The organism is Pseudomonas sp. NY8896 (assembly GCF_039634505.1).
In genome coordinates this window covers 6,757,620-6,784,301 of sequence record NZ_CP132350.1, presented here as the reverse complement: position 1 = coordinate 6,784,301, position 26,682 = coordinate 6,757,620, and the positions used below count along the sequence as shown (strand labels likewise).

At 56.6% G+C, this 26,682-nt stretch carries 21 protein-coding genes and 1 pseudogene; 16 read left to right on the top strand and 6 right to left on the bottom strand.

Annotated features, from left to right (window positions below):
• Positions 1-62: 62 nt before the first annotated feature.
• The gene (locus tag Q9451_RS30715; protein WP_012274793.1) at positions 63-974 is read right to left on the bottom strand and encodes a LysR substrate-binding domain-containing protein; all 912 of its coding nucleotides are present in this window, start codon (positions 972-974) and stop codon (positions 63-65) included.
• A gap of 135 nt (positions 975-1,109) precedes the next feature.
• Here Q9451_RS30715 and ycaC point away from each other — a divergent pair, with 135 nt between their 5' ends.
• Positions 1,110-1,739, top strand: coding sequence for an isochorismate family cysteine hydrolase YcaC (gene ycaC / locus Q9451_RS30710; RefSeq protein WP_012274792.1), 630 nt, complete (start codon positions 1,110-1,112; stop codon positions 1,737-1,739).
• A 115-nt stretch (positions 1,740-1,854) separates the two neighbouring features.
• Here the strand turns inward: ycaC and Q9451_RS30705 are convergent, their stop codons facing one another.
• The 3 genes and pseudogenes from Q9451_RS30705 to Q9451_RS30695 all read right to left on the bottom strand — a co-directional run.
• Positions 1,855-2,148, bottom strand: a complete 294-nt coding sequence (locus Q9451_RS30705) for a hypothetical protein (RefSeq protein ID WP_012274791.1) — start codon at positions 2,146-2,148, stop codon at positions 1,855-1,857.
• Between the two features lie 391 nt (positions 2,149-2,539).
• Complete coding sequence (locus Q9451_RS30700) at positions 2,540-4,327, bottom strand: monovalent cation:proton antiporter-2 (CPA2) family protein (protein WP_012274790.1); 1,788 nt, start codon at positions 4,325-4,327, stop codon at positions 2,540-2,542.
• A gap of 175 nt (positions 4,328-4,502) precedes the next feature.
• Positions 4,503-5,147 (bottom strand): annotated as a pseudogene (locus Q9451_RS30695) (ATP-binding protein); the annotation flags it as partial.
• A gap of 258 nt (positions 5,148-5,405) precedes the next feature.
• Here Q9451_RS30695 and Q9451_RS30690 point away from each other — a divergent pair.
• The 4 genes from Q9451_RS30690 (at position 5,406) to Q9451_RS30675 (ending at position 11,268) form a co-directional block, all read left to right on the top strand.
• Positions 5,406-5,954: a TnsA endonuclease N-terminal domain-containing protein gene (locus tag Q9451_RS30690; protein WP_345960965.1), complete on the top strand. Its 549-nt coding sequence runs from the start codon at positions 5,406-5,408 to the stop codon at positions 5,952-5,954.
• Positions 5,951-7,873 (top strand): DDE-type integrase/transposase/recombinase, encoded by a 1,923-nt coding sequence (locus tag Q9451_RS30685; protein ID WP_345960867.1) that lies wholly within the window; start codon positions 5,951-5,953, stop codon positions 7,871-7,873. The genes Q9451_RS30690 and Q9451_RS30685 overlap by 4 nt, the downstream gene beginning before the upstream one ends.
• Entirely contained in the window at positions 7,870-8,760 is an 891-nt protein-coding gene (locus Q9451_RS30680; protein WP_345960866.1) for a TniB family NTP-binding protein, read from the top strand. Before Q9451_RS30685 ends, Q9451_RS30680 begins: the two co-directional genes overlap by 4 nt.
• Positions 8,761-10,476: 1,716 nt before the next feature.
• A complete protein-coding gene (locus Q9451_RS30675) occupies positions 10,477-11,268 on the top strand; it encodes a hypothetical protein (RefSeq protein WP_345960865.1) in 792 nt (263 codons plus the stop codon).
• 1 nt (position 11,269) lies between these two features.
• Here Q9451_RS30675 and Q9451_RS30670 read toward each other — a convergent pair whose 3' ends face one another.
• A complete protein-coding gene (locus tag Q9451_RS30670) occupies positions 11,270-13,000 on the bottom strand; it encodes a hypothetical protein (protein WP_345960864.1) in 1,731 nt (576 codons plus the stop codon).
• 452 nt (positions 13,001-13,452) lie between these two features.
• On the opposite strand from Q9451_RS30670, the gene Q9451_RS30665 reads away from it, so the two are divergent.
• The 3 genes from Q9451_RS30665 to Q9451_RS30655 are packed head-to-tail and all read left to right on the top strand — an operon-like array spanning position 13,453 to position 16,106.
• Positions 13,453-14,568, top strand: a complete 1,116-nt coding sequence (locus Q9451_RS30665) for an alcohol dehydrogenase catalytic domain-containing protein (protein WP_345960863.1) — start codon at positions 13,453-13,455, stop codon at positions 14,566-14,568.
• Positions 14,569-14,620: 52 nt separating this feature from the next.
• Positions 14,621-15,160 (top strand): cupin domain-containing protein, encoded by a 540-nt coding sequence (locus tag Q9451_RS30660; RefSeq protein WP_345960862.1) that lies wholly within the window; start codon positions 14,621-14,623, stop codon positions 15,158-15,160.
• Between the two features lie 28 nt (positions 15,161-15,188).
• A complete protein-coding gene (locus tag Q9451_RS30655; RefSeq protein WP_345960861.1) occupies positions 15,189-16,106 on the top strand; it encodes a transporter in 918 nt (305 codons plus the stop codon).
• Here the strand turns inward: Q9451_RS30655 and Q9451_RS30650 are convergent.
• A complete protein-coding gene (locus Q9451_RS30650) occupies positions 16,101-16,766 on the bottom strand; it encodes a GntR family transcriptional regulator (RefSeq protein ID WP_345960860.1) in 666 nt (221 codons plus the stop codon). The two genes, Q9451_RS30655 and Q9451_RS30650, sit on opposite strands and share 6 nt — an antisense overlap.
• A 338-nt stretch (positions 16,767-17,104) precedes the next feature.
• Between Q9451_RS30650 and mhpB the strand changes: the two genes are divergently transcribed.
• The 8 genes from mhpB to Q9451_RS30610 all read left to right on the top strand — a co-directional run bounded on the left by mhpB (position 17,105) and on the right by Q9451_RS30610 (position 26,666).
• Positions 17,105-18,049 (top strand): 3-carboxyethylcatechol 2,3-dioxygenase, encoded by a 945-nt coding sequence (gene mhpB, locus Q9451_RS30645; protein WP_345960859.1) that lies wholly within the window; start codon positions 17,105-17,107, stop codon positions 18,047-18,049.
• 23 nt (positions 18,050-18,072) lie between these two features.
• The gene (locus Q9451_RS30640; protein ID WP_345960858.1) at positions 18,073-18,930 is read left to right on the top strand and encodes an alpha/beta fold hydrolase; all 858 of its coding nucleotides are present in this window, start codon (positions 18,073-18,075) and stop codon (positions 18,928-18,930) included.
• Positions 18,931-18,942: 12 nt separating this feature from the next.
• Positions 18,943-19,737, top strand: a complete 795-nt coding sequence (mhpD, locus tag Q9451_RS30635; RefSeq protein ID WP_345960857.1) for a 2-keto-4-pentenoate hydratase — start codon at positions 18,943-18,945, stop codon at positions 19,735-19,737.
• 13 nt (positions 19,738-19,750) lie between these two features.
• Complete coding sequence (locus tag Q9451_RS30630; protein WP_345960856.1) at positions 19,751-20,689, top strand: acetaldehyde dehydrogenase (acetylating); 939 nt, start codon at positions 19,751-19,753, stop codon at positions 20,687-20,689.
• Between the two features lie 11 nt (positions 20,690-20,700).
• The gene (gene mhpE / locus Q9451_RS30625) at positions 20,701-21,711 is read left to right on the top strand and encodes a 4-hydroxy-2-oxovalerate aldolase (protein ID WP_345960855.1); all 1,011 of its coding nucleotides are present in this window, start codon (positions 20,701-20,703) and stop codon (positions 21,709-21,711) included.
• A 258-nt stretch (positions 21,712-21,969) separates the two neighbouring features.
• Positions 21,970-23,187, top strand: coding sequence for a 3-(3-hydroxy-phenyl)propionate transporter MhpT (mhpT, locus tag Q9451_RS30620; protein WP_345960854.1), 1,218 nt, complete (start codon positions 21,970-21,972; stop codon positions 23,185-23,187).
• Between the two features lie 43 nt (positions 23,188-23,230).
• Positions 23,231-24,499 (top strand): OprD family porin, encoded by a 1,269-nt coding sequence (locus tag Q9451_RS30615; RefSeq protein WP_345960853.1) that lies wholly within the window; start codon positions 23,231-23,233, stop codon positions 24,497-24,499.
• 418 nt (positions 24,500-24,917) lie between these two features.
• Positions 24,918-26,666, top strand: a complete 1,749-nt coding sequence (locus tag Q9451_RS30610; protein WP_345960852.1) for an FAD-dependent monooxygenase — start codon at positions 24,918-24,920, stop codon at positions 26,664-26,666.
• Positions 26,667-26,682: the final 16 nt, after the last annotated feature.

Here is a 26,682-nt window from a genome sequence, read left to right as displayed (position 1 = left end):
AAAAAGGGGGCCAGTTTTGGCCCCCTTTTCTGTTCTTTCACTGCTGGCGCTTTCGCCGGTGCTCAAGCCATGTCGCTGATGGCAAATTCCTCAGCCAGATGATCGATCAACGCTCGCACCGACGGCAGCAACCCGCGCCGCGACGGGAAGATCGCATGGACGATCCCGCAACGCGGGTGCCACTCAGGCAGCAGCTCTACCAGCCGCCCTGCCGCCAGGTCTTCACGCACCGCCACTCGCGGCAAGTGGGCAATCCCCACGCCTGCCACCACGAAGTGGCGCAACGCGAACAGATCGTCAGTCACCATGCGCGGCTTATGCGGGATGACGATGCTGCGGCTGTTGCCCTCACCCTGAAACAGCTCCCACTGGTACTCACGCTGGGCACTGCCCCAGTGCACGCTCGGTAGCGTGCCGAGCAGCTGTGGGTCGAAACCTTTGGGCAATTGCTCCAGGTATTGCGGCTGGCCGACCAGGCACTGGGTGCTGTTGCTCAGCACCTTCATCACCATGTCGGTGTTCTCCAGCGGCGGAAAGCGCACCCGCAGGGCAATGTCGAAGCCCTCGTGCAACAGGTCGACACGGCGGTTGGTACTTTCGATGAACAACTCCACCTGCGGGTACTTGAGCATGTAGCGGGTCAGCATCGGCCCAACCCAGGAATTGAGCAGGGTAGTCGGGCAACTGATGCGCACCAGCCCGCGTGGTTCGCTGCGGTTGCGCTCGATGATCTCTGCCGCGCCCTCGGCCTCTACGCGCATGGCCAGGCAGCGGTTGTAGTAGGCCTGGCCGATCTCGGTCAGTGAGCAGTGCCGGCTGGTGCGGTGCAGCAAGCGCACGCCCAGGCGGTCTTCAAGGTCGGCGATGCGCCGGCTGAGCTTTGACTTGGGCATGTCCAGCGCCCGGCCGGCTGGGGCGAAGCCACCGTGCTCAACGACTTGGGTGAAGTAGTAGAGGGAGTTGAGGTCTTCCAATGATCGTTCTCCAAATGGAACGCTAAAGGCATTTTTCGCAGTCTACCGCCGTGAAGGTGATGATTTTAATCTGTGCCCATCAACGCGAAACACCCCGAATTGCTGAAAAATTCATAACCCTTAGGAGCACAGACCATGAGCAAATTCACCTACAACCGCCTGAACAAAGACGACGCCGCCGTGCTGCTGGTGGACCACCAGGCTGGCCTGCTGTCCCTGGTGCGCGACATCGAGCCGGACAAGTTCAAGAACAACGTGCTGGCCCTGGCTGACCTGGCCAAGTTCTTCAACCTGCCGACCATCCTCACCACCAGCTTCGAGCAAGGCCCCAACGGCCCGCTGGTGCCAGAACTGAAAGCCCTGTTCCCGGACGCCCCGTACATCGCCCGCCCAGGCCAGATCAACGCCTGGGACAACGAAGACTTCGTCAAGGCGGTGAAGGCTACCGGCAAGAAGCAGCTGATCATTGCCGGTGTGGTGACTGAGGTCTGCGTAGCCTTCCCGGCGCTGTCGGCGCTGGAAGAAGAGTTCGATGTGTTTGTGGTGACTGATGCTTCCGGTACTTTCAACGAAATGACCCGCGATGCCGCCCATGACCGCATGAGCCAGGCGGGCGCCCAGCTGATGACCTGGTTCGGCGTGGCCTGTGAGCTGCACCGCGACTGGCGCAACGATGTGGAAGGGCTGGCTGCGCTGTGCTCCAACCACATTCCGGACTATCGGAATTTGATGACCAGCTACAACGCGTTGACTGCGGGGAAGTAATCAACCGATAGCAGCACGCACAAAGGCCGGCTCTCTCTATAGGGGGCCGGCCTTTTTTGTTTGCTGTGCTGGCCTCTTCGCGGGTTCACCCGCGAAAGGGCCGGTACAGGCGGCATCAATTCATTGGCTGTGACTCAATCCCATCCAGCAGTGCCTCAACCAGCCCTTCTGCCATTTCGAGTGAGTTTAGGTTGCTCCAGAACAGGCTTTTGCCTGTCTCATCCAGATGCTCCAGGGCTTTGTAGCCACAGTCGTAGGCACCGCGCAGGTACTGGGCGACATGTACCAGGGCGTCGTGGGCTGAGACGCCGGGGTTTACGGTGAACAATGGGGGATGGCCGGCATCGCAGCGGCTGAAAGGGCGTTGTGTGGTGTTGGGGAGGGGTGGATCGGGAACAATCTTTTTCATAGCCAAACTCCGATAGAGGTTGGCCGGCACCATCCGTTTCCACGCGAAGGGTGGCGGCTGCACGCGGGGTGGAAAGCCGGGCTATCGGAACCCCGGCAGGCCATACGGCCTCCCGCGTGCAACTGCCATGACGACAGCTGTTCCGATTACCTGCCGGGTTTCCACACCCGATCGCTGAACCGACAGCGACCCGGTCAGCCTAGAGAGCAGGCCTTTCCCGGACAATCAGACGGGCGTCGACACGGGGTGTAGGATAAATCCTCGGGATCGGCGGTGACGTAGGAAATGGTTGGTCGGGAAGTAGGATCTTGCTGAGAATCGGACGATTCCGTGATGGTTTCTTGGGTGCGCGTAATGGCGCCACAACCCTCAAGGCGTACGACAAAGGCCCTCAATCCGCATCCGAATCAAACAACCGCGCCAGCTCCACCCGCGCCTCCTTGGCCGTCTGCATCACCTTGGCCCGGTCATCGCGCACATGCCCCTGGGCCACCAGCACTTCTTCGTCATGTTGGGTAAACCGCGCAATACGGTCCGCCGCCTGTTCATCGCTCAAGCCCAACCCCACCAGCGCCCGGCGGGTCATTTCCAGGCTGGAGTAGAACGTCTCGCGAATCGGCTCGGCGCCTGCATCCACCAACTTGTGCACATGCTGGCGGTTACGTGCCCGGGCGAGCACTTTAAGGTGTGGGTACAGGCGTTTCACCCGTTCGGCGGTATGAATGGCAGCTTCAGGGTCATCGATGGTGATGATGAAGTACTCCGCTTCACCCACCTTGGCGGCGTGCAGCACCTCGGGGCGCAGGGGGTCGCCGTAGAACACCGGCACCTGTTCGAACATGCGGGTCATCTCGATGGTGTCCACCGAGGTTTCCAGGGCAATGAACGGGATCTTCTGCGCACGCAGGATGCGCGCGACGATCTGGCCCATGCGGCCCATGCCGACGATCACCACCCGCGGCGTATCCGTCTGGATCTGCTTGTACTGCTCGGGCACTTCACGCGCCGGTTGCGGGCGTTTGAGGGCGCGGGCGCAGCCCAGCATCAGCAGCGGGGTAATGGCCATCGACAGGGTGATGGTCATCAGCAGCAGGTCGTAGGTCTGGGTGTCGAACAGGCCCTGGTCCTTGCCCAGCTTGAACACCACGAAGGCGAACTCGCCACCCGCCGCCAGCACCATGCCCAGGCGCAGGGCGCTGGCGCTGTTCAGGCCACCAACCATTCGGCCGACGCCTATCAGCAGCACCAGCTTTACCGCCACCAGCAGCAGGGTCAGGCCCAGCACCACCAGCGGCATGTCCAGCAGCAGGCGAAGGTTGGCGCCCATGCCCACGCTGATGAAGAACAGCCCCAGCAGCAGGCCCTTGAACGGCTCGATCTGCGATTCCAGCTCGTGGCGATATTCCGAATCGGCCAGCAGCAGGCCGGCGAGGAAGGCGCCAAGGGCCATGGAAATGCCGGCTTCTTCCATCAGCCAGGCCGTGCCGATCACCACCAGCAGCGCGGTGGCGGTGGACACTTCCGGCAGGCCGGTGCGGGCCACGGTGCGGAACACCGGGCGCAGCAGGTAGCGGCCGCCGATGATCACCACGGCGATGCTGGCGAACACCTTGAGGCCGTGTTGCAGGCTGTCGCCGTGACTGGTGTCCGGGCCACTGGCGGCCAGCAGCGGCACCAGGGCGATAAGCGGTATGGCGGCGATGTCCTGGAACAACAGGATGGCGAATGCCAGGCGGCCGTGCGGGGCGTTGAGCTGCTTGCTCTCAGCCAGGCTCTGCAGGCCAAGGGCGGTGGAGGATAGCGCCAGGCCCAGGCCGAGCACGATGGCAGCCGGCAGTGTCTGGCTGAAGCCGAACAGGGCGATGGCACCGATCAGCGCGCCGGTCAGCAGCACCTGGGCAGTACCGACACCGAACACCGACTTGCGCATCAGCCACAAGCGCTTGGGCGACAGTTCCAGGCCGATGATGAACAGCAGCAGCACCACCCCCAGCTCGGAAATGTGCGCCACGCTTTCGGTGTCGCGGATCAAACCCAGCGCTTGCGGGCCGATGACCACGCCGGCCAGCAGGTAACCGAGCACGGCACCCAGTTGCAGGCGCTTGGCCAGCGGGACAGCGAGGACGGCGGCAAGCAGGAAAATCACCGCGGTTTGCAGAAGGCTGCCTTCGTGTGGCATTGGCTCGTACTCCATGAGCTGCCGGGGCAGCGTTTGAACAGTTTGGCCGACGATTCTGGGGCTTGGAGTGGGGGCAGACAATCTGCTACCAGGGAGAAACATTGTCCTGATAGAAGAGACGATAGCGGTGGCCAGCGATCAATTGGCGAGCAGCCATGGGCTGCACAAGGCGAATCTAACCGCTCCCTGGTCGGTATTGCAGGGCCTCGGCCAGATGCGGCCTGCCAATCGTCTCACAACACTCCAGGTCCGCCAGTGTCCGCGCCACTTTCAATAACCGGTGTGCCGATCGCAACGACAAGGTCAGCCGCTCGCAGGCCCCTTCCAGCCAGGCCTGGTCCGCCGGCGCCAACCCGCAGTGGCGGCGCAAGCCCTCGAGATCGAGAAAAGCATTCGCACACCCTTGCCGCTTGTGCTGCACCGCGCGCGCCTGGGCCACTTTGGCCGCCACATCGGCACTGGGCTCACCGCAGGGTTGGTTGTTCAGCGTGGTGCTCTCGCGGGCCACGGTCAGGTGCAGGTCGATGCGGTCCAGCAGTGGCCCGGACAGCTTGTTGCGATACCGTGCGATCTGCTCGGTGCTGCAGCGGCAGCGGCCGGTGGGGTCGCCCAGGTAGCCGCAAGGGCACGGGTTCATCGCCGCCACCAGTTGGAAGCGCGCTGGGAAGCGCACCTTGTCGCGGGCCCGGGCAATCACGATTTCGCCCGACTCGAGCGGCTCGCGCAGCACCTCCAGCACGCGCCGCTCGAACTCTGGCAGCTCATCCAGAAACAGTACGCCGTGATGGGCCAGGGTTATTTCGCCTGGTTGCGGTCGGCTGCTGCTGTCGGCTTTCGAAATAGCTGCGAAACCATTACTCTAGAGGGCGCGAGGTGCCGTTTTTGCTTGCACAAATAGCTGCGAAAAATTTTCGAATTGGATGCGACAGGATTGAAAATGACTCGAAATAGCTGCGACAAACCTCAGCAGGTCCGCCCTATCAAACCGACACGTCGTAGCGTCTCAGGGTTTTTGCCCTTCCGCGGCGCAGGAGGTGTGCCATTCGAGTCACTGCTCGAGCGCGATTTTCTGAAGCGGATGAGGTTCTCTCATCGAGTTGAGTCTGTGATTGCTCAGCCTGTTCGCGTCGACTTCGTTGACTCCCTTGGGCGATCCCAAACCTATACCCCTGACTTTCTAGTGCACTATCGCCAGCCCGCCGACGTTGATTACATGGATTACATCAAGCCGATGCTAGTCGAGGTAAAGCCCGCCTACGAATGGCGCAAGAACTGGCGCGTTTGGCTTGGAAAATGGAAGGCCGCGCGTCGTTACGCACGGCAGGAAGGATGGAGTTTCAGCATTTACGATGAATCACGCATCCGTGGATTACCGCTCGAAAACATCACCTTCTTGGAGCGATTCGAGCGGTTGGATTTCGATCTCGTAGAAATAGAGATGGTCCTGAGAACGCTTCAGGAGATGGAGTTTGCTCCTGTCCACTACTTGCTGGCACGCCATTTCAAAGGCGTCTACCGCGATCGTGGTGTGGCTCTCTTGTGGCACCTGATCGCCACAGGGCGGGTGGAATGCGATATCACCGAGCCTTTGAACGAATATCTTGAGCTGTGGGTGGCTACGCGATGAACATCTATGAGATCGACACGGACGAGCACTTTGTCCCTTTCGAACCGTCCAGGGAGCGTGTGCGTGTTGAAGTGGGCGAGATGGTCCGCTGCGACAAACAGATCTTCCGGATCGTCCAGTTACTCGACTTTCAGAATGTCGTCGGCGTCGAAGTGGAGACTGGCCGAAGCGTGTCGCTTCGGATCGCAGAGCTGCTCCCAGTTGAGCAAGAGCGGGTTGATGGGTTGTACGTTAACTATGACGTTTCGACGATCAGCTCGGATGAATGGGCAGTGGCTCAGCGGCGCTTTTCAGCGATCAAGCCACTGTTGCGTGACTCAGTCCTGCCAAGAAGCAGCGTAGAAGAGCGTGCCAAGGAAGTTGGTGTGGATACCGCCACGCTTTATCGCTGGCTTGAACGTTACCAAAGCTGGCACGAGGTTCTGGCGCTGGTACCTCGCAAACGTGGATGGCAATCGGGTAATAGTCGGTTGAGCGCCCAAGCGGACAAGCTCATCGATGACGTGATTGATCAGCACTACCTGACCATTCAGCGTAGAACGGTTCAGTCGACCATTGCAGAAATCGAGTCGCAGGCAAAAGCTCTTGGAATCAAACCTCCCAGTGCTTCTGCGATCAGGGCCCGTATCAAGCGCATTCCTGAAAAGGTCGTTCTACGCAGGCGTGGTTACGCTGACAAGGCTCGGAACCGGCACACACCTTCCGTAGGGAAATTCCCCGGTGCTGACTACCCGTTGTCTGTAATCCAGATCGACCATACGCCCATCGACTTGATCATAGTGGATGACCGACATCGCAAGCCAATTGGTCGTTTGTGGCTGAGCTTGGCGATCGACGTGTACTCGCGGATGATTACTGGCTATTACTTGGCCTTGGAAGAGCCTTCAGAAATTTCCGTAGGCATGTGCTTGGCACACTCAATTTTGCCGAAGGAAGCCTGGCTGAACCTCCACAATGTACGAGGTGAGTGGCCTGTGTGGGGCTTCCCTCGTGTGGTGCACACCGATAACGGTCCTGACTTCCAGGCTGAGAATTTCCGTCGATCGTGTGCAAACTACAACATTGAGAACCAGTTCCGGCCGGTGAAGCGTCCCAAATACGGCGGTCATATCGAGCGCCTGCTCGGCACCTTTATGAGCGAGCTACATGAACTGCCAGGTACTACGCATAGCAGTGTTCCTGATAGAGATGGTTACGACTCGGACAAGCACGCTGCGCTCACGATGAGTGAATTCGAGGAATGGTTGGTGAAAACGATCATCCTCTATCACAACCGAAACCACTCAGCGATCTACATGAGTCCTGCGCGAAAGTGGCACATCGGTTTCTTCGGCAGCCGTGAAGTCGATGCCTTGGTGAGTATTCCTCCGCGGCCTGCAGATCAGCTGACTGTCCAACTGGACTTCATGCCTTCTTATCGCCGCACCGTCCAGCACTATGGTGTGCAGCTTGACGTCTACTACTACTCGGAAGCCTTGCGTCATTGGATCGGGACTACAGATCCTGCAACCGGCCAAGCCCGCAAGTTTGTCTTCAGAAGAGACCCGCGTGATATCAGCGTTATTTGGTTCTATGACCCAGTACTCAAGCAATACTTCCGGGTGCCTGTGGCCAACCAGGCTTTTCCAGCAGCGACCCTTTGGGAGTTCCGTGCAGCGAAGAAGCAAGCGGTTGATGAAGGCCGGCAGCATATTGATGAGGCATTGATTGGCAGGCTGATCCAGGAACGCCGTCAGATCGTGAGTGAGGCCTCGGCAAGTACCAAAAAGGCGCGTCGTGATGCTCAGAAGCACAAGGTGCACAGCAAAAACGTCACCCCAGCGCAGCCTGTCAAAATCCCTGTAGAACCACTATCTCCAATTCCTTCAGACGAAGGGCTGCTGCTTGATGATGTAGACCTGATTGGTGATATCCAATGACTGAGTACACACACCTTCACGCCGACTTCAGGCCTGTGTTGCAGCTTTCCGCCCGAGAGCGTATTCGCTTCATGGGCGAGCCTCGTTGGATTGGCTACAAGGCTGCTCATCATATTCTAGACAGCCTTGAGTGCCTGCTTGATGCTCCCAAGCGACCTCGAATGCCTAACATGCTCATTGTCGGTGACTCAAACAACGGCAAGACCACCATCGTTCAGCATTTTGAGAAGACGCATGGTGAGGGCTACGTTGACGAAAACTCCGAGCCTGTGCGGCCGATAATCTTGGCCGAGGCGCCGCCGTCTGCTGAGGAGAAAGATCTCTACATTGCGATTCTTGATCGCATGTGGATGCCGTACAAGACCACCGATTCCAAGGTCACGCTGAGGTTCCAGGTCATTCACGCGCTGCGAGAGCTCAAAGTGCGTATGTTGATCATCGATGAGGTTCATTCGATGCTCGTAGGCCCCGCCACAAAACAGCGGGAAGTCATGAACGCCCTTAAGATGTTGTGCAACACGTTGATGATCCCGATCATTGGGGTGGGCACTCCCAACGCAGTGCAGATCCTGCACCTGGATCCGCAGCATGCCAGTCGATTTGACGTCATCAAGTTGGAAACCTGGAAGCTGAATGCGGATTTCCAACGCTTGCTCAAGGCATTCGAGGCCATATTGCCGTTGAAGAAGGCCTCTGAGCTCTACAAGCCGGAGCTGGCCCAGCTGATCCATTCCATTTCGGGTGGCAATACGGGGGACGTACACGGCTTGCTGCTCGAATGTGCCACGGAAGCTATTAACTCTGGGAAGGAATGCATCGATCGACAGCTCATTGAGAGTAAATCGTGGAAGCGTCCTACACGTGGCATCCGGGAGCGCGTTGTGTAAACCCGCGGTGGCCGCTTACCCCGCCCATATTGCCCGATGAGCTGTTTTCTTCGTGGTTAGTGAGAACAGCACATGCTCATGGCTGCCTGCCCAGTGCTCTGACTGCTGCAGTTTGGCCGGGTAGCCATGCATGGAGCGTCGACCTTGATCGAGCGCATCCTTGGGCTAACTTGGAAAGGTTGTCCGGCCTGTCCGGCCTGAGCTCAAATCAGCTTTTAGCCAGTACGCTGTGGCCGGTTGTGCAACGATTGCATCCCAGGCCTGTTCTCCAACGCTCAATGTACTTGCCATGGATATTGCCGCTGGGTTGCAGGAGCCGATCACATGCAGGAGGGCTCTTGTGTTGCCCTGACTGCATCAACAGTGGTGTTCCCCACTTTCGGCTACAACACCGCTTAGCCTGGCATACAGCGTGCCCATGGCACAACTTGCTTCTGATTGATCGTTGCGGCGTATGCTGTTCGGCGCTTCAGCCTGCGCGGCTGTGTCTCGATCGCCCACTTTCCGAGTGTCACCAATGCGGCCAGCCCTTAGGAAGAGCTGCATTGACTCCACCGGTTGAGGCAGCGCTGAAGTTTCAAGCTTTCGCCGATTCAGCGAGCCAGTCGATGCCGTTTTATGGGCGGGTGCCGTTGGGTTTTTCGGAATGGATGTGTATCGCTCGCGTTATGGTCAGTTACCTTGAACAGGTAGCGCGGCATCCTTCAGCCGGATCGCATCTTTTTTGCGAGGCAATTGGTGTGGATTTATCACAGCTGCAGGCTTCATCGCTTGGACTGCCGTTTGAGTACGGTACCCCTTCCGAGCGTGCTGGGCTGTTGGGGCCCGCTTGGGTGATAATGCAGGCCGGGCCGGAACGATTCATGGAGATTGCAGCTGAGGCTAAGCTGCCCATGACTTCATTTCCATTGCCTGCAGTAAGTATGCCCGACATCCTTCACCAGATGCTTTCGGTGCTCACCAAAACGCCGCACAAGCCGGGTCGCATAGGCCTCAAACGCACGCACTCGTCTCTAGAGGTGTGGCGTAGGTGGAACCGTTTGCAGAGAAGGACGCATAGAAATGGAATCTGAAGACACATCCACCCATGCAGGATGCGCTGGATGTAGTCGGGAGATGGCGAAAGCCAAGAAGGTGCATGCGGGCAAACGGTATTGCGACACGTGTTACCCACGGCTATTCAAGCGGCGTATGTGCGCCGCCTGCGGCAACTTCGCTCGCCTTCCCGTATTTGACCTGACTGCCCGTTGCACAGCCTGCGAGCGGGCTGGGCCTTGCGTGAGATGTGGTAAAACTGAGTTTGATACGGCGCTACGCACTGAATACGGTCCCGTCTGCAAACCTTGCAGACACCATTTCCGAGCAGCTGAGTCCTGTGAAGTCTGCGGAAAGCTCTCTCAGCGGCTTGCTCGAAGTAAGGTGACGGGGTTAAGGCGCTGCCCAGGTTGCAGTGGTCCCGAGATGGCAACCTGCCCAAGCTGCCGACACTACCGAGTACTCGTCACTACCGCTGATGCTGTTGCGCGCTGCGAGCCTTGCGCTTCCAATCCCGACCATCCTTGTGAGTCCTGTGGCGCCCCCACACCGGCCGGGCGTGGCCGCAAGTGCGAAGAGTGTACGTGGCTGAGCACATTCCAGAAGCGGTTAGCGATTAACGTCCAGGGTTTCAGTAGCGGTAAATTCGGGGAGCTTTTCGCTCAATTCGGGGCCTGGCTATTGGAAAGGGTTGGTGCCCAGAAAGCGGCACTGAGCATCAACGGTCATTACCCCTTCTTCCAGGCATTGGATGCAAGCTGGGGAGTGGTACCGAATTACGAGAAACTCCTACAGCATTTCGGTGCGGTAAGGCTGCGCAAGGCAGAAAATCCGATGCGCTTTCTTGCTGAGAAATGCTTGGTAACTGTTAGTCCGATGCTGCGTGAGCAGTCTATTGAACAGGGCCGATTGGCTGCGATTCTAAACGAGCCACGCGATAGCTGGTCGAACCAGCTACTGATTGAGTATCTGGACCTCCTGAAGGCGCGGGTGGAGCAAGGCAATACTGACCTACGTTCAGTTAGGCTGGCAGCTCGCGCCGCAGCAAATCTGTTGGAGGGTGCTCAGCTGGATCTAGGCGCTTTGCCAACGCAAAAAACGCTCGAGTCATTCTGGAAGCGATCACCCGGACAGGTGGCGGCAGTGACAGGATTTGTTGGCCACCTAAATAGGCGTCACGGACTGAAGCTACAAGCGAAACCTGATGCTCGCTGGTTGTCCCACGCCAAGCGGCAGAAGGCTGAGCGCGAGTTGGTAGCGATGTTGAATGAATCCGCCGACGAGGACTTCGAAGGACGCTGGATCGTGAAGGGTCTTGCGTACTTTCACGATGTGGCGAGGGTAAGCCGCAAAGCCTTGATCTATCAACCGCACGACTACCGTGGGGTCGCCGGGTACAACGTCATCCATAAAGGTGAAACGCTTTGGGTGCCTTCTGCGAGCAGCTACCAACGCAGCGGTTATTCCAATTGAGTCATTTCAGTACCACACCGATATCCTTGAAGGCGTTGATCAGCCTGCTCCGATAGAACACTTTTGCGTCCTTCTGGTGGTGCTTGAAGATCTTCGTATCAGAAGGAAAGAACGACTCCATCCTCTTGAATCGTCCGACTTCGTAGCGGATTTGTGAGCAAACTTTTTGAACGAAATCCTCGAATTCCGCCATCGACGTGACATGTGATTTCATGAGCACACCGCGGTACTCAGGCTTTTCAGGCTTGATCGGCTGTATTTCGAAACAGAAATAGTTCTGTCCGTCTACTTCGATGCGAAGCACCATCAGGCCGCGGCACTCACCGGTTTTTTTGTCCAGGTAAACCCAGCTGGGAGCTGATTTGTCGTCCGGTTCCCAGTCCACTGTTGGCTGCAACCGAATTGCCCGCGGTGGTCCTTGGTTTTGAAACTTCGGGGGCGTATACCAGTTCACTTTGGTAACCCGATCTGGGTTGTCCTCCATGATCGAACGGAAAGCGTTCCAGATGTCATAAAGGAAACCTTGGGTCTCCAGTTCGGCCTCGGGCGCATGCTCGAGCTTCCCAACATTCTTGCCTGTTCCGCTTCCATCTCCGGAAGAATGACTGCCAGCTTCAGATGGGTGGGGCCCAAGCCGGCCACGGTCAGTTTTGATGACGTCCTTCGTTTTCTTAATGGATCGTTTTGACCCGATGACTCCAAAGGGTGGCGGTTTGACGACAATGATTTCCGAATGGCTGTCCGGGACAGTGTGGGAATTTTCGTTGAGGAACTCATCGGCTTCAGCGGTTCGGACAGGCCTCGGCAGAACGAGCCGTCCTCCTTCCTTACCTTCGCTGCTATCAAACTTTTTGGTCTGCCATTCGATTTCCTCCCCATCCGGTTGGGTTGAGCGGCTCAGGTTGAGGCACAGAAATGTGTTGCCATCGTTGAGCCACCTGCCACGACACTCAAGCTGCCCTTTGCCTGTAAACCAAGGCGTTGCCTCCATGAAAATTTGGGCGGTGGGGTCTCTAGAGATGAACTGGGCATTTACGCGCCTGATTTGTTCATCTGCGTAGTCGTCATACAGTAGATGTGCGAGGAACACTGCGTCATAACCGCGCATTTTCACAGAAGGTTTTACAATCCAACGGTGCTCGTCGCGTCGAGTGTCATCAAAGAGCACTGACTTCACATCCGACCAGCGCAAGGTGGCTAGAGCGCGGCAAACCTCCATGTTTCTGGCATAGGCGCGAATGAAGTACTCAGTGCAAGGGATGAGTAAGCTCTTGCCGTCGTCCTGCTTGAATCGAAGCAGTCGTGTCAGGTCATGCTGGTACTGCAGGGGGTACTCATGATGACTGAAGATGTGGCCATTGCCCTGTTTGATGAGCTCCGCCCTTGAGGTGACCGACCAGCCGGCTTTCCCGAAGTCGACGTCGAAGACGCGAGTGGTTGAGGCAAGGTTCGTGTCGGATATGCACTTGCCGTTGCGCCAGATGGTGCCTTTCCGATAGTGCGGCAAGCTGCTCAAAGGGACGATGGCTGAGGTACGAGGCCCAGGCTTGTCGTTGAACAACTGTCTAAAATGCACCTTGGCCAAAGGAATGGAACGCGGTCTTGTGTTTTGTCGTATCGGGCCGTACCACCAAACGAGCTGGTCGCCTTGAAGCACTTTGACCTGGCTATCAGGATGCCTGAGGTCAGCGCGGATGTATGAGACGTCTACACGTTCAACCAGCTCAACCAAACCGAAACTCCAATCATGTTAGATCGCCATCTTTCGGAGTCTACGCATTAACGCCCTTGCTTGCGACGGCAAATGGGCGCCTGATTAATGACGCGGCGTGTGTGTCCGAGGCGCTCTACCGGTCAGGTCGGACCCGTAGAACCCTCTCTTGGCGCTGCCGACTGTCGCATGAGTACTTGCATGCTAGCATCCTAACATGCATCATCTGGCTATAAATACAAACAAGCGGTGCCCATCATGGTCAGCATTGCGTGCGTAAAACCCCCTATCCCCAGGCTAGCTACGACTGCTCTCTGCCGAGTGCTCGCTAGCTATTCTTCGCGTATCCATCCGCCTCTATCCCCACCCATCACTGAAAAAGAGCTCTGCATCGCGTAAGCGAATAGATCAGGTCTCTGGATCTGTGTGTCTGCGTTTTGGCCCCCGGCCTACTTGAAACAGGAAAATAAGAAATGAGCATGATGAAAGCTGCCCGACTGCACCAGGTTGGTCCGACCTTCCAGGTCGATTCGATCGACATCCCCCAGCTGCGTGCGCACGATGTGCTGGTGGAGGTGAAAGCGTGCAACCTAGTTCCTAACCTGCGTAACGTGATCGAAAGCTACCCGACCTGGTTCCCATACCTCCCACTGCCTAAGCTTCCAGCGGTCTACGGCCTGGATGCCGCCGGCATCGTCAAAGAGGTCGGGCCAGGGGTTCATGGCATCAAGGTGGGTGACCGGGTTTATGTGAACCCTGGACGCAGTTGTGGTTCCTGCCACGCGTGCCTGCGCGGGCAACACATCAATTGCACCGCCTATACCTTCCAGGGCTACTTCGGCTTTGGGCCTGGGTCGCAAGAAATTTTCGAAGACTATCCGTATGGTGGCCTGTGCCAGTACATGACGGCTCCTGCGTCCGGTCTGGTGAAACTGCCTGAGGCAATTTCCTTTGAGCAAGGCTGCCGGTTTGGCTACCTGGGGACTGCCTATTCGGCATTGCGCAAGGCGGGTGTCTGCTCTGGTCAATCTGTCTTGATCAGTGGCGCTTCTGGAACGCTCGGACTGGGAGCTGTGCTTTTGGCGCTCGCAATGGGAGCGACCAAGATTTTCGCGATGGCTCGTAACCGTGAACTGCTGGAGCGAGTTCGAGCGATTGCTCCGGATCGTATCTCTACCCTTTCAGTCGGTGAGCGTGACATTGGCGACTGGGTACGAGAGAACACCAACGGTCTTGGTGCGGATGTATTCGTAGATGCAGTAGGTCCAGGTGCTCCTCACGAACTGAGCATTGATGGCATCAATGCGCTGCGCCGTGGCGGGCGTATGGTCGACATCGGCGGCATGTCTGAGGATCTGCCAGTACCGATGTTCAAGCTCATGTGCTTCCAGATCAGCGTTATTGGCTCCCTGTGGTTCACGGTAGCTGAAGGTCAAGACATGGCCGAAATGGCTGCGGCAGGCACCCTTGACCTGTCAGTCTTTGATCAGGAAGTGTTCCCACTTGAGCGCGTTAACGAGGCCATGGATGCCATGGCATCTCGAAAAGGTGGCTTCACCAACTTCGTTATCGACCCTAGCCTGAGCTGAGCCGAGGCGCCGCTCGTTGGCGAGCGGCGCTTGCTTTCAGTGGAGCCTGATCATGAAAGTAAGACGCGTTGTAGCGGGTACCCAGAGTGGAAAATCTGTTTTCCTGAGTGACGGCTTGGCTCCTCATACCTATGAGTACGAGCATGTACCGGGTTTTGCGACCTCGCTCATTTGGGGGACCACTTCACTTCCTGTAGTTCCAGAAGGCTTAGTTGACCCAGTGCGAGAGTCGTCCTCGCTACTGCCCAAGCCGGGAGAAACAAAATGCCTGGCGGTCAGCTTCCCGCCTGACTCGGTGTTCGGGTCTCCAGACTTTGATCCTAACGACGCCAACGCGGAGCAGCAGCGCAAGCTCCTGGGGCTTTACGAGTGCTTCGATCCGGAACGCCCTGGCATGCATGCCTCGCCCACTATCGATTACGGAATCGTCGTCAAAGGACCCTTGATCCTAGAGCTAGATGACGGTGAGATCCGAGAATTGTCCAGCGGAGATGTAGTAGTGCAGCAAGGGAATGTCCACGCCTGGCGAAATCCGGGCAGTGAGCCTGCACTTGTTACATTTGTGCTGATCGGTGCCCATATCGAGCAGTAATCGGTAGACATTACATAGGATAATAAAAATGAAAAGTTATGTAACCCGTGCCGGCTTAGTCGGTGCGATCGGATGCTCTTTGCTCGCATCTTGGAATGTTAAAGCCACCGAAAATGGTGATACTGTCTGGCCGCTCGGGGTGCAAACGGTGCTACCCGCGATTCTGCCGGCTCCAGGCGATACATCGCTATACAGCTACACCGCCTATTACAAGACTGACAGCTTTAAGGATAAGCATGGTGATTCGGCGATTCCTGGCTTTAGTCTGGAGAACTTCATTCAAGCTGTGCGGGTAGTGCATACCTGGGATGCCAAATTCGACAGCGGCATTACGCTGAGCAGTGGCGTAATTGCTTCCGCGAATAAGATAAAAGTAGAGGCTTTTGGGAATAGCGATACCGATTCTGGGTTTAGACAGCTGTATCTCACTCCGCTGTACATCGGATACTCGCCGTCTGAAAATCTGCACCTGCTTACAGGCTTCAGTGCTTTTGTTCCACTTGGGAACTACGATGGAAGCAAGCTGGCAAACAGCCCAACCGGTAACGCGAGCTACACTCAGGAGTTCGATCTGACCTGGTTCCCGCACCCAAACTGGGAGGTCTCAGTAGCCCCTACCTTCACCATCAACGCGAAAAACGATGACACTGACTACCGGTCAGGGAACGTGCTGAACATCGACTATTTACTGGGATACAGGCTGCAGTCGAACCCGAAGGTCCAGCTTGGTCTGGTAGGCTACTACACCAAGCAGGTCACCGATGATCAGTGGGATCACGGTGAGCTGGATGATGGGAATCGCCTGCGCAAATTTGCTGTCGGGCCGCAGATTTTTTACGCCTTTGACCAGACCTCTGGGGTTGTTTTGAAGTGGATGCGCGAGACCTCCGTTAGGAACGGTCCCAAGGGTGATTCTCTCTGGCTGGAGTTCGCTTTTCCTCTATGAGGCAAGCTTCGCGTCGGCAGACATTTTAGAAACCACATCCCGCGCTACGCTATGAATATGGCTCGCAGCCGCTTCGGCTGCGGCCTTTTTGTTTCTAGTTTTCAGCGCTGCAATAATTCCATCGTGCTCATCTGTGGCTGCGCCCAGGTGCACTTGAAAGCCGCAAGTTTGTACGATGAAGAAGTCGGACAATTCAAAATTCGCAATTTGACGAGCCGAAAGGATGGGGGATTTGGCCATAGAGTGCAGCAGTCGATGGAAGTCGACATTGAGCGCACGATAGCTCTCGGCTGCGTCACTGTGCTGCGGATTGATGCTCCTGATCTTGTCGTTGATTTCGGTCATTCTCAAGACTTCTTCGGGCGACCCGCGCTCGGCTGCAAGCCCGGCAATGAGTGCCTCGTTGTTTGCGAACATCTCGTAGAAATCATCAACCTCCAGCTGAGTAGGGTGTACCACTTCGCATCCGACCTGAGCCGTGATCACCACGAAGCCCCTTTCTTGCAGACTGTTCAGTGCAGTCATGATCGGCTGGCGGCTGACACCGGTCTCTTCGCCAATTTCCTTGACCAGAATCTTTTGCCCGAACTCATATCTGCAAGTGAGTAGGCGCTCCAAGATATGTTGGTAGATAGCGGTCTTTTTATTTGCCACTTGCATTCGAGTCGAATTCCCAGGTCGGTTGTTGCGAATTGATGTCAGGATCAGGCTTACATTCTAGCATTTCTGATAGTAAACCAGATTCCAGTCAATTTCGCTGTTGTCGCTCGTCGGCGGGCGGCTCTCGTTCTGGTGCTGGGCGGTCGATCACAGAGCGATGAGCGGGTCTTGTTGTACTTGCATGCTAGCATTCTAGCGTGCATGATGATTGGGCAGACAAAAACAAATCTACCTGCATGGCGTTATCCCGCCGCCTCATGGGCGTAGCAGGGTTCCGCTCATGCCGTCCCAGTGCGAGGCGGCCTGCACTGGGGCATTGACGTAAAGGTTCCGTACCGATGAACGCTTACCTACATTGCCTGTCGCACACCCCCCTTATTGGGCATTTCGACCCAACCCAAGACGTGCTGGATGAAGTGGCCGAAGTGGTTAGGGCCGCTCGAGCGCGGATCGAGGCGTTCAACCCAGAGCTCGTGGTGCTCTTTGCGCCTGATCACTACAACGGCTTTTTCTACGACGTGATGCCGCCTTTCTGCTTAGGTATAGCCGCAGAAGCTATCGGCGATTTCGGTTCACTCGCCGGCACGCTGTCCGTACCCAAAGACCTGGCCGAAGCCTGTGCTGAATCTGTTCTGACATCGGGTATCGATCTGGCCGTGTCCTACAGGATGCAGGTCGATCATGGCTTTGCTCAGCCACTTGAGTTTCTGCTCGGCGGCTTGGACAAATATCCCGTTCTTCCTGTTTTCGTGAACTGTGTGGCACCACCTCTGCCGACGTTTGAGCGTGTCCGGTTGCTCGGTGAAGCGATTGGCCGCTTCACCCGCGGGCTTAATAAGCGGGTGCTGTTCTTGGGCTCGGGCGGTCTGTCTCATCAGCCCCCAGTGCCAGAATTGGCAAAGGTCGATGCACGCATGGCCGACCGGCTGATGGGCAGTGGTCGGAATCTACCGCCTGAAGAGCGCGACGCCCGTACGCAACGAGTCGTCGTGGCCGCTGAACGATTTGTTGAAGATCAAAACACCCTTCATCCACTGAATCCCAAGTGGGATCAGTACTTCCTGGATGTCGTTGAGCAGGATCTGTTGAGCCAGCTTGATGACCTGAGTAACTCCCATCTCTCGGAGCTGGCTGGCAAATCGACGCATGAGGTCAAGGCCTGGGTCGCTGCGTTTTCGGCCTTGGCGGCTCACGGCGCCTACACCGCTACCGACCGCTACTACCGACCGATTCCTGAGTGGATCGCAGGCTTCGGCTCTATCAGTGCGCATACCCAGCGCTAATACACCTTCACGGAGACTTAATCGTGACTGCAATCACTGAAAAAGAAACCAGCAAATTCGTTCGCATCCAGGATGGCGATCTGGATTTGAACATCCACTACAACGACTGCGGTGAAGGCAAAGAAACCGTTGTAATGCTCCACGGCTCAGGGCCTGGTGCGAGTGGCTGGGCCAATTTCAATCGGAACATCGAGCCACTGGTGAACGCCGGTTTTCGCGTCATCTTGATGGACTGCCCAGGTTGGAGCAAAAGCGATTCGATCGTGAGTACCGGTTCTCGCTCTGATCTTAACGCCCGGGTGCTCAAAGGACTGGTCGACAAGCTGGACCTGGACAAGATTCACATCCTCGGCAATTCCATGGGCGGTCACACCGCAGTTGCCTTCTCCCTGACCTGGCCAGAGCGCGTTGGCAAACTGGTCCTGATGGGGGGCGGCACAGGTGGTGTTAGCCCATTTGTGCCAATGCCTAGCGAAGGCATCAAGCTGCTCAATGGCTTGTATCGCGAGCCAACAATCGAAAACCTCAAGAAGATGATGAACATCTTCGTGTACGACACCAGTGATCTGACCGAGGAGCTGTTCCAAGCCCGGTTGGACAACATGCTGGCCCGCAAAGACCACCTGGAGAATTTCACTGCAAGCCTTGCTGCCAACCTGAAGCAATTCCCAGATTTCGGCCATCGCTTGGGTGAAATCAACGCAGAGACCTTGGTGATCTGGGGACGCAACGACCGTTTCGTTCCGCTCGACACCGGGCTGCGCCTGGTTGCTGGCATCCCTAACTCCCAGCTGCATGTCTTCAACAAATGCGGGCACTGGGCGCAGTGGGAGCACGCGGACACCTTTAACCGCATGGTTCTCGATTTCCTCACCCACTGACCGAGGTCACGCATGAACATTACACAAGAGACCCTTGAGCGCTTGGCGGCTGACCTGCGCAGAGCCGAAGGAAAGGGCGAGCCGATTGCGCCATTACGTGACGTCATCGGGGCCACGAATGTGGAACATGCCTATGCGATTCAACGTTTGAACCAGGCTTACGCCATTGCCAATGGCCAGCGTCTGGTGGGCCGCAAAATCGGGTTGACCAACCCAAAGGTTCAGGCCCAGCTCGGTGTGGATCAACCGGACTTTGGTTGCTTGTTTGCTGACATGGCCTACGGCGATAACGAGGTCATCCCATTTGAGCGCGTCCTTCAGCCGAAGATCGAGGCTGAGATCGCATTAATCCTGGAGCGTGACCTGCCGAGTGCATCTACTACGTTCGCAGATGTCATTGCTGCAACTGGCTGGGTTGTGCCGGCACTGGAAGTTGTCGGCAGCCGTATCGAAGGTTGGAACATCAAGTTCGCCGACACCGTGGCTGACAACGCTTCTAGTGGCTGCTTCGTCTTGGGCGGTCCAGCCCGGCGTATCGACGGGCTCGACCTGCGAGGCGCGACCATGCGCATGTCCAAGAACGGTGAAGTCGTGAGCTCTGGCAGTGGCGGTGAATGCCTGGGTAATCCGCTGAATGCTGCGGTATGGCTAGCCCGCACCATGGCTGAGTTCGGTGAGCCTCTCAAGGCCGGTGACATCATTCTCACCGGCGCCCTGGGACCGATGGTAAGTGTCAGCGCGGGTGATCATTTTGAAGCCGAGATCGAAGGCCTTGGCCGAGTCGGCGTGTCGTTCAGTGTCGTGTGACGGAGGTTTAGAAATGACTACCAAACGTAAAGTCGCCATCGTGGGCTCCGGAAACATCGGCACAGACCTGATGATCAAGATCCTGCGCAACTCCAAGCATTTGGAGATGGCTGTCATGGTCGGTATCGATCCTGCCTCTGATGGATTGGCTCGCGCTGGCCGCATGGGTGTTGCGACCACTCACGAAGGGGTTGCCGGCCTTGTGAAGATGCCAGAGTTTGCTGGCATCGATTTTGTCTTCGACGCGACCAGTGCCGGCGCTCATGTAAAAAACGACGCGCTGCTGCGTGCGACCAAACCAGGCATCCGGGTGATCGACCTAACTCCTGCGGCTATTGGTCCGTATTGTGTTCCCGTCGTTAACCTTGAGCAGCATGTCAACGCAGAGAATCTCAACATGGTGACCTGTGGTGGCCAAGCGACCATCCCTATGGTGGCTGCTGTATCGCGCGTCGCCAAAGTGCACTATGCGGAAATTGTTGCATCCATCGCTTCCAAGTCCGCTGGTCCAGGCACACGAGCAAATATCGACGAGTTTACCGAGACCACCTCGAAGGCGATTGAGGCGATCGGCGGCGCGGCGAAGGGTAAAGCCATCATCATCATGAACCCGGCGGAACCGCCGCTGATGATGCGTGACACCGTATATGTGCTCTCTGAAGCTGCAGATCAAGACCATGTTGAAGCTTCGATCGAAGAGATGGTTGCCGCGGTGAATGCTTATGTGCCGGGCTACCGCCTCAAGCAACAGGTGCAGTTCGAAGTGATCCCTGAAACTGCTCCTCTGAACATCCCTGGTCACGGCAAATTCAGCGGTCTGAAGACCTCTGTGTTTATTGAGGTTGAAGGTGCTGCCCATTACTTGCCGGCGTATGCAGGCAATCTCGACATCATGACTTCCGCTGCGTTGGCGACTGCTGAACGTATGGCACAGTCGATGAGCCAGGCCTGAGGAGCACAGTTATGAATGGTAAAAAGCTCTACATCTCCGATGTGACCCTGCGCGATGGTATGCATGCCATTCGCCATCAGTATTCCCTGGACCAAGTGCAGGCGATTGCTCGCGCGCTTGATGCTGCCAAAGTGGATTCCATCGAAGTGGCTCACGGCGATGGCCTCCAGGGTTCCAGCTTCAATTACGGTTTTGGTGCGCACACCGACATCGAGTGGATTGAAGCCGCTGCTGATGTCGTCAAACACGCCAAGATCGCGACCCTGCTGCTTCCGGGCATCGGTACTCTGCACGATCTCAAAGCTGCCTATACGGCGGGTGCTCGGATAGTTCGTGTAGCTACCCATTGCACCGAAGCCGATGTGTCGAAGCAGCACATCGAATACGCCCGTGAGCTTGGTATGGACACGGTCGGGTTCCTCATGATGAGCCATATGCAGACGCCCGAAGGCCTCGCCCAGCAGGCGAAGCTGATGGAAACATACGGTGCCACTTGCATCTACGTCGTGGACTCGGGCGGTGCGATGAACATGGATGACATCCGTGCGCGCTTCCGCGCCGTCAAAGCTGTTCTCGATCCGGCGACCCACACTGGCATCCATGCCCACCACAACTTGAGCCTGGGTGTTGCCAACTCGATTGTTGCCGTCGAAGAAGGGTGTGATCGGATTGATGCCAGCCTTTCCGGTATGGGCGCCGGTGCAGGTAATGCTCCGCTGGAAGTATTTATTGCGGCCGCGGACAAGCTGGGTTGGAACCACGGCACTGATCTCTACGCCCTGATGGATGCTGCAGATGATCTGGTGCGTCCACTGCAAGATCGCCCAGTACGCGTCGACCGTGAAACCCTGGCTCTGGGTTACGCCGGTGTGTACTCCAGCTTCCTTCGTCATGCGGAGGTTGCTTCGGCTCGCTACGGCATTAAGGCCGTCGACATTCTCGTTGAGCTTGGCAAACGCCGGATGGTCGGCGGTCAGGAAGACATGATCGTTGACGTCGCCCTGGATCTGCTGAAGCGCTGAGGTTCGCAGACAGCTCCACGCAAGCTGTCTGCAGCGATGCCCCCTTCCTTCGGGAAGGGGGTTTTAAGCACAACAATAAGAGAGCTCAACAAAATGAATGCCTTGCCAAATTACCCCCTTCAAAACCCCAGAATACGCTGCGCGCAGTTGAGTGCACCTCTCACATTGTGAGTGTCTCTTCGCTTACCTGACTTTCCAGCGTTTCACACCAATCACTTTGTGTTCCGAAGTTTTCTGAGAGCTTTGGAAGGGGTTGCTATGACTGACAAAACGGATAAGACCAAACTCTTCATCACTATCGCATTGTGCTTTCTGGTTGCCTTGATGGAGGGATTAGACCTCCAAGCGCCGGGAATCGCAGCACACGGTATGTCTGCCGATTTCGGTCTGGACAAACTGCAAATGGGCTGGGTTTTCAGTGTCGGCGTTCTCGGTATGCTGCCGGGGGCCTTCGTTGGCGGCCGACTTGCCGACCGTTTTGGTCGAAAAAAAGTGCTCATCGTCTCGGTGGCGCTATTTGGTGTGTTCTCGCTCGTCACGACAATCGCCTGGAGCTTCAGCGCGCTGCTGTTTGCTCGGCTAATGACCGGAGTGGGATTGGGCGCATCGCTGCCAAACCTGATTGCCCTGGCTTCTGAGGCAGCTGGCGAGCGCATGCGTGGGACTGCTGTCAGCTTGATGTACTGCGGTGTTCCGCTGGGTGCGGCCTTGGCTGCAGCCATTGGCCTCCTCGATTTGGGCGTAGGCTGGAAACTGGTTTTTTACGTCGGCGGAGTTGTGCCTCTGGTTATCGTTCCGTTGCTGCTTCTCTATCTCCCTGATTTGTACAAGCAGGCAAATGCTCAAGTCGCTACGACCGAAATCCCTACTACCAAAAGCATTTTGGTTGGCGGTGGAACGCTCAAAATCACTTTGCTGTTATGGGTTAGCTTCTTCTTCACCCTCATGGTCACCTACATCCTGATCAACTGGCTGCCGAGCATTTTGATCGGACAGGGCTTCAAGCCGAGCGAGGCGAGCTTCGTCGTATTGTCCATGCAGTTAGGTGCTGCGGTGGGGACCCTGATGTTGGGTGTTGCCATGGATCGGCTTCCGATCTGGGCCATGTCAGGGTTGGTTTATGGCGGCATCCTTGTTTCTCTGGCGTGCCTGACTGCTGCTATCTCCATGCCAGCCATGATTGGCGCAGGCTTCCTCGCGGGGATCTTCACAACTGGCGGGCAATGCGTGCTTTACGCGCTCGCACCTCAATTCTATCCCGCCAACGGCCGCGCAACCGGAACCGGTGCAGCAGTGGCCGTTGGCCGTGTAGGTGCCATGGCCGGGCCTCTCGTGGTGGGGAAAATGATGGTTCTCGGTGCAGGTGCGAGCGGTGTGATGCTGGCTTCTGCACCTGGAATCGTGCTCGCCGCCATCTCGTTGATCTATCTGTCGTCACTAAAAAAAAGCCCTGAGCTGAAAGCTTCCGTGGTTTGAACCTCTCCAGCTTCACCAACAAGAACAAAAAAGAAGACACGACATGAGCAGATCTAGAACTGCAGCCCTAGCGGGCTTGCTTGCAGCACAGGCGACTTCCATCCAGGCGGCGGGATTCATCGAAGATTCGAAAGCCAAGGTCACCCTGCGCAACTACTACTTTGACCGCAACTACATCAACGAGACCCCGCAAGCTGCTGCTCGGGAATGGGCCCAAGGATTCATCGTCAATTTCTCTTCCGGCTTTACTGACGGGCCGGTGGGCTTTGGTATGGATGCTCAAGCCATGATGGGGTTACGACTGGACTCGTCGAGTGATCGGGTCGGAACGGGTCTGTTGCCTTTTTCGGCTAGCACCAGAGAGCCAGCCAGGGATTATTCCGAGCTGGGTTTGACAGCCAAAATGAAGATCTCCAAGACCGAGCTTCAGTACGGCACTGTCAGTACATTTCTGCCAATTGCATTCGCGAGTCCAACCCGTCTGCTGCCGCAGACCTTCCGCGGTACCTATCTACGTTCGCAGGACATTGATGGCCTGTCGCTGCATGCTGGGTGGCTTGACCGAATCAACCTGCGTGACTCGACCGATTACCAGAAGATGCGGATAGCGGCACCAAATGGCCGCTTCAATGGGGCAGCTGAATCAGATGCCTTCTATTTCTTGGGAGGCGATTACGCTTGGTCGAAGAACCTTACCCTCAAGTACTACTACGCGCAGCTTGAAGATATCTACGACAAGAACTACGTCGGGTTCGTGGACAACCGCGAAATCGGACCTGGTCGATTGACCTCTGATTTCCGCTTTTATGATTCGCGCGAAGACGGTGCTTCGAAAGCTGGGAAGGTAGACAACCGGAACACCGCGTTGATGCTCACCTACCAGCTGGGTGTGCACCGCTTGGGCGCTGGATACATGCAGTTAACCGGTGACACGGCTATGCCTTACCTATTTGGCACCGAGCCTCTTGTCATCACCGAAGGCACATTGAGCTCGGAGTTTCTCAATCCCAAGGAGAGAAGCTGGCAGGTCAAATATGACTACGATTTTGTAGGCGCGGGCATCCCTGGGCTGAAGGGAATGCTTCGCTATGTCAGTGGTGACAACATTGATCTGCCAAAGCTGGGGGGCAGCAACCTGCAGGAGACAGAGAAAGACGTTGAGCTTTCTTACGTGATCCAGAGCGGCACCTTCAAGGATGTCGCGTTTAGGGTAAGGCACGCTTGGTACCGCAATGACTTCGGGCCGGGGGCCACCCACCGAGATGACAACGAACTGCGTGTAAACATCGATTATACCTTTGCCCTTTGGTGAAGCCTGCGTAGACCCCTCCTACGTGCGACACCCTTTAGCCACGTGCTCACGCCGTGGCTTTTTTTTGAGCAATCTCGGGGACGAAAGGCAGTGAGGGGTGATTGCGACGGGTTTTCTTGCATGCTAGCATGCAAGTATGAATTGAGAGTTCTGCCTAACCAGCGATCAAGCTGAACAGACACTCTGATGGCCTGAAAAAAAATACAAGATCAGGAGGTACCATGAATCACCCATCCCCCATCCGGTCCACTTGGCCCCGCGCGCGGCTGAAGTAGGACGCGACTCTCCCTATAAATCTATCTCTCGAATGGCCACTCGGCGGCAACCGCTTGCCGGGCGAACTTCGGGATCTGTCGGACGTGTTCCGGGCTTGCGTGCAAGTTCTGAGCATCAATATGTAATGCCTGGAGAATAAGAAATGACTACCTCCAACAGCTTCGATACCGATGTTCTAGTCATCGGCACCGGCCCCGCAGGTGCGACTACTGCCTTGGCACTCGCCACTTATGGCGTGCGAGTCAAAATGGTCACCATGTTCAACTGGTTGGCGAACTCTCCACGAGCGCACATCACGAACCAGCGTGCTATGGAAGTTGTGCGCGACTTGGGCTTGGAAGACGAAGTGCTGAGAGCTGCTACCCCATGGGATCAGATGGGTGACACGTTATTTACCACAAGCCTGGCAGGTGAAGAAATCGCCCGTATGCGTACTTGGGGCACCGGTGACAAACGCAAAGGCGATTATGTCCAAGGTAGCCCCTGCACTATGTTGGACTTGATCCAGCCGGAGATGGAAGCAATCCTGCTCAAGAACGCTGCAGCTCGTGGCGCACAAGTCAGCTTCAACACCGAGTACATGAGTCACGAAGAAGACTCCGAAGGTGTAACCGCTCTCTTGAAAGACGTTCTCACTGGGGCTGAGTACCAGGTGCGAGCCAAGTACTTGGTCGGCGCCGACGGAGCTAACTCTAAAGTCGCCAAAGAAATTGGCCTGCCGATCGAAGGTGAGATGGCTCGGGCAGGCACTGCTTATGTGATCTTCAATGCCGACCTACGCAAATATGTTGAGCACCGTCCCAGCATTTTGCAGTGGATCGCCACGCCAGAGGCTGGTTTTGGGGAAATCGGCATGGGCCTGCTGCGTGCTATCCGCCCGTGGGATCAGTGGATTGCTGGGTGGGGCTTTGACATGACCAAAGGCTCCCCAGACCTCTCGCCAGAAGCAGTTCTGCAGAAGATTCGCTTGTTGGTTGGTGACCCTAATCTGGAAGTTCAGATCGAACGCATGTCGACTTGGTACGTAAACCAAGCACATGCTACCGAGTACTCGCGAGGCCGCGTGTTCTGTGCCGGTGACGCAGTTCACCGTCATCCGCCATCCAGTGGCTTGGGTTCGAACACCTGCATGCAGGACGGTTTCAACCTAGCATGGAAATTGGCCTATGTACTTCAAGGCTTCGCGAGCCCAGGGCTGCTTGGAAGCTATACGGCCGAGCGTGCGCCTGTAGGTAAGCAGATTGTGGCGCGTGCGAACCAGTCGCGTAAGGATTATGCGTTGTTGAAGGAGTGTTTCAACTTCGGTAAAGGGGTCGACACTATCGCCAAGCTTTTGGAGCGCATGCGCGATCCAAGCCCGGCAGGGGTCGAGGTCCGCATGAATCTGCAGCGCGCGCTCGAGATCAAGAACCGTGAATTCAACGCCCAGGGTGTTGAGTTGAATCAGCGCTACCAGTCCTCTGCTGTTGTGGCCGATTCAAGTGCTGGTGAAGAGGTATGGGCTCGCGATAAAGAGCTCTACCTGCAGGCAACGACTCGCCCTGGTGCGAAGCTCCCGCATGCTTGGCTGGTAAATGAGACTGGCCATCGAGTATCTACCCTCGACGTAGTGGGTAAAGGGAAAATGACGCTGATCACCGGTCTTGCAGGGCAGGCATGGATTGATGCGGCGAAGCGCTTGGAGTTGCCGTTCCTCAAGACCGTCGTCACGGGTGCCAAAGGCACTGCAGATCTGTACTGCGATTGGCAGTCTGTGCGCGAAGTCCATGAAGCCGGCGCCATTCTGGTTAGGCCTGATGGCTATGTTGCATGGCGTCAAAGCGATGCTGTCTGGACTGCCGATGACGCTGTAGTCCAATTGCAGCAAGCACTTCAAAACGTGCTCGGTTAGATTTTTCTCTGGGCCC

Coding starts and splice junctions, on each gene's coding strand:
- ycaC (WP_012274792.1), top strand. CDS start 1,110: ATGAGCAAATTCACCTACAACCGCCTGAACAAAGACGACGCCGCCGTG.
- Q9451_RS30705 (WP_012274791.1), bottom strand. CDS start 2,148: ATGAAAAAGATTGTTCCCGATCCACCCCTCCCCAACACCACACAACGC.
- Q9451_RS30700 (WP_012274790.1), bottom strand. CDS start 4,327: ATGCCACACGAAGGCAGCCTTCTGCAAACCGCGGTGATTTTCCTGCTT.
- Q9451_RS30690 (WP_345960965.1), top strand. CDS start 5,406: ATGAGGTTCTCTCATCGAGTTGAGTCTGTGATTGCTCAGCCTGTTCGC.
- Q9451_RS30685 (WP_345960867.1), top strand. CDS start 5,951: ATGAACATCTATGAGATCGACACGGACGAGCACTTTGTCCCTTTCGAA.
- Q9451_RS30680 (WP_345960866.1), top strand. CDS start 7,870: ATGACTGAGTACACACACCTTCACGCCGACTTCAGGCCTGTGTTGCAG.
- Q9451_RS30665 (WP_345960863.1), top strand. CDS start 13,453: ATGAGCATGATGAAAGCTGCCCGACTGCACCAGGTTGGTCCGACCTTC.
- Q9451_RS30660 (WP_345960862.1), top strand. CDS start 14,621: ATGAAAGTAAGACGCGTTGTAGCGGGTACCCAGAGTGGAAAATCTGTT.
- Q9451_RS30655 (WP_345960861.1), top strand. CDS start 15,189: ATGAAAAGTTATGTAACCCGTGCCGGCTTAGTCGGTGCGATCGGATGC.
- Q9451_RS30650 (WP_345960860.1), bottom strand. CDS start 16,766: ATGCAAGTGGCAAATAAAAAGACCGCTATCTACCAACATATCTTGGAG.
- mhpB (WP_345960859.1), top strand. CDS start 17,105: ATGAACGCTTACCTACATTGCCTGTCGCACACCCCCCTTATTGGGCAT.
- mhpD (WP_345960857.1), top strand. CDS start 18,943: ATGAACATTACACAAGAGACCCTTGAGCGCTTGGCGGCTGACCTGCGC.
- Q9451_RS30630 (WP_345960856.1), top strand. CDS start 19,751: ATGACTACCAAACGTAAAGTCGCCATCGTGGGCTCCGGAAACATCGGC.
- mhpE (WP_345960855.1), top strand. CDS start 20,701: ATGAATGGTAAAAAGCTCTACATCTCCGATGTGACCCTGCGCGATGGT.
- mhpT (WP_345960854.1), top strand. CDS start 21,970: ATGACTGACAAAACGGATAAGACCAAACTCTTCATCACTATCGCATTG.
- Q9451_RS30615 (WP_345960853.1), top strand. CDS start 23,231: ATGAGCAGATCTAGAACTGCAGCCCTAGCGGGCTTGCTTGCAGCACAG.
- Q9451_RS30610 (WP_345960852.1), top strand. CDS start 24,918: ATGACTACCTCCAACAGCTTCGATACCGATGTTCTAGTCATCGGCACC.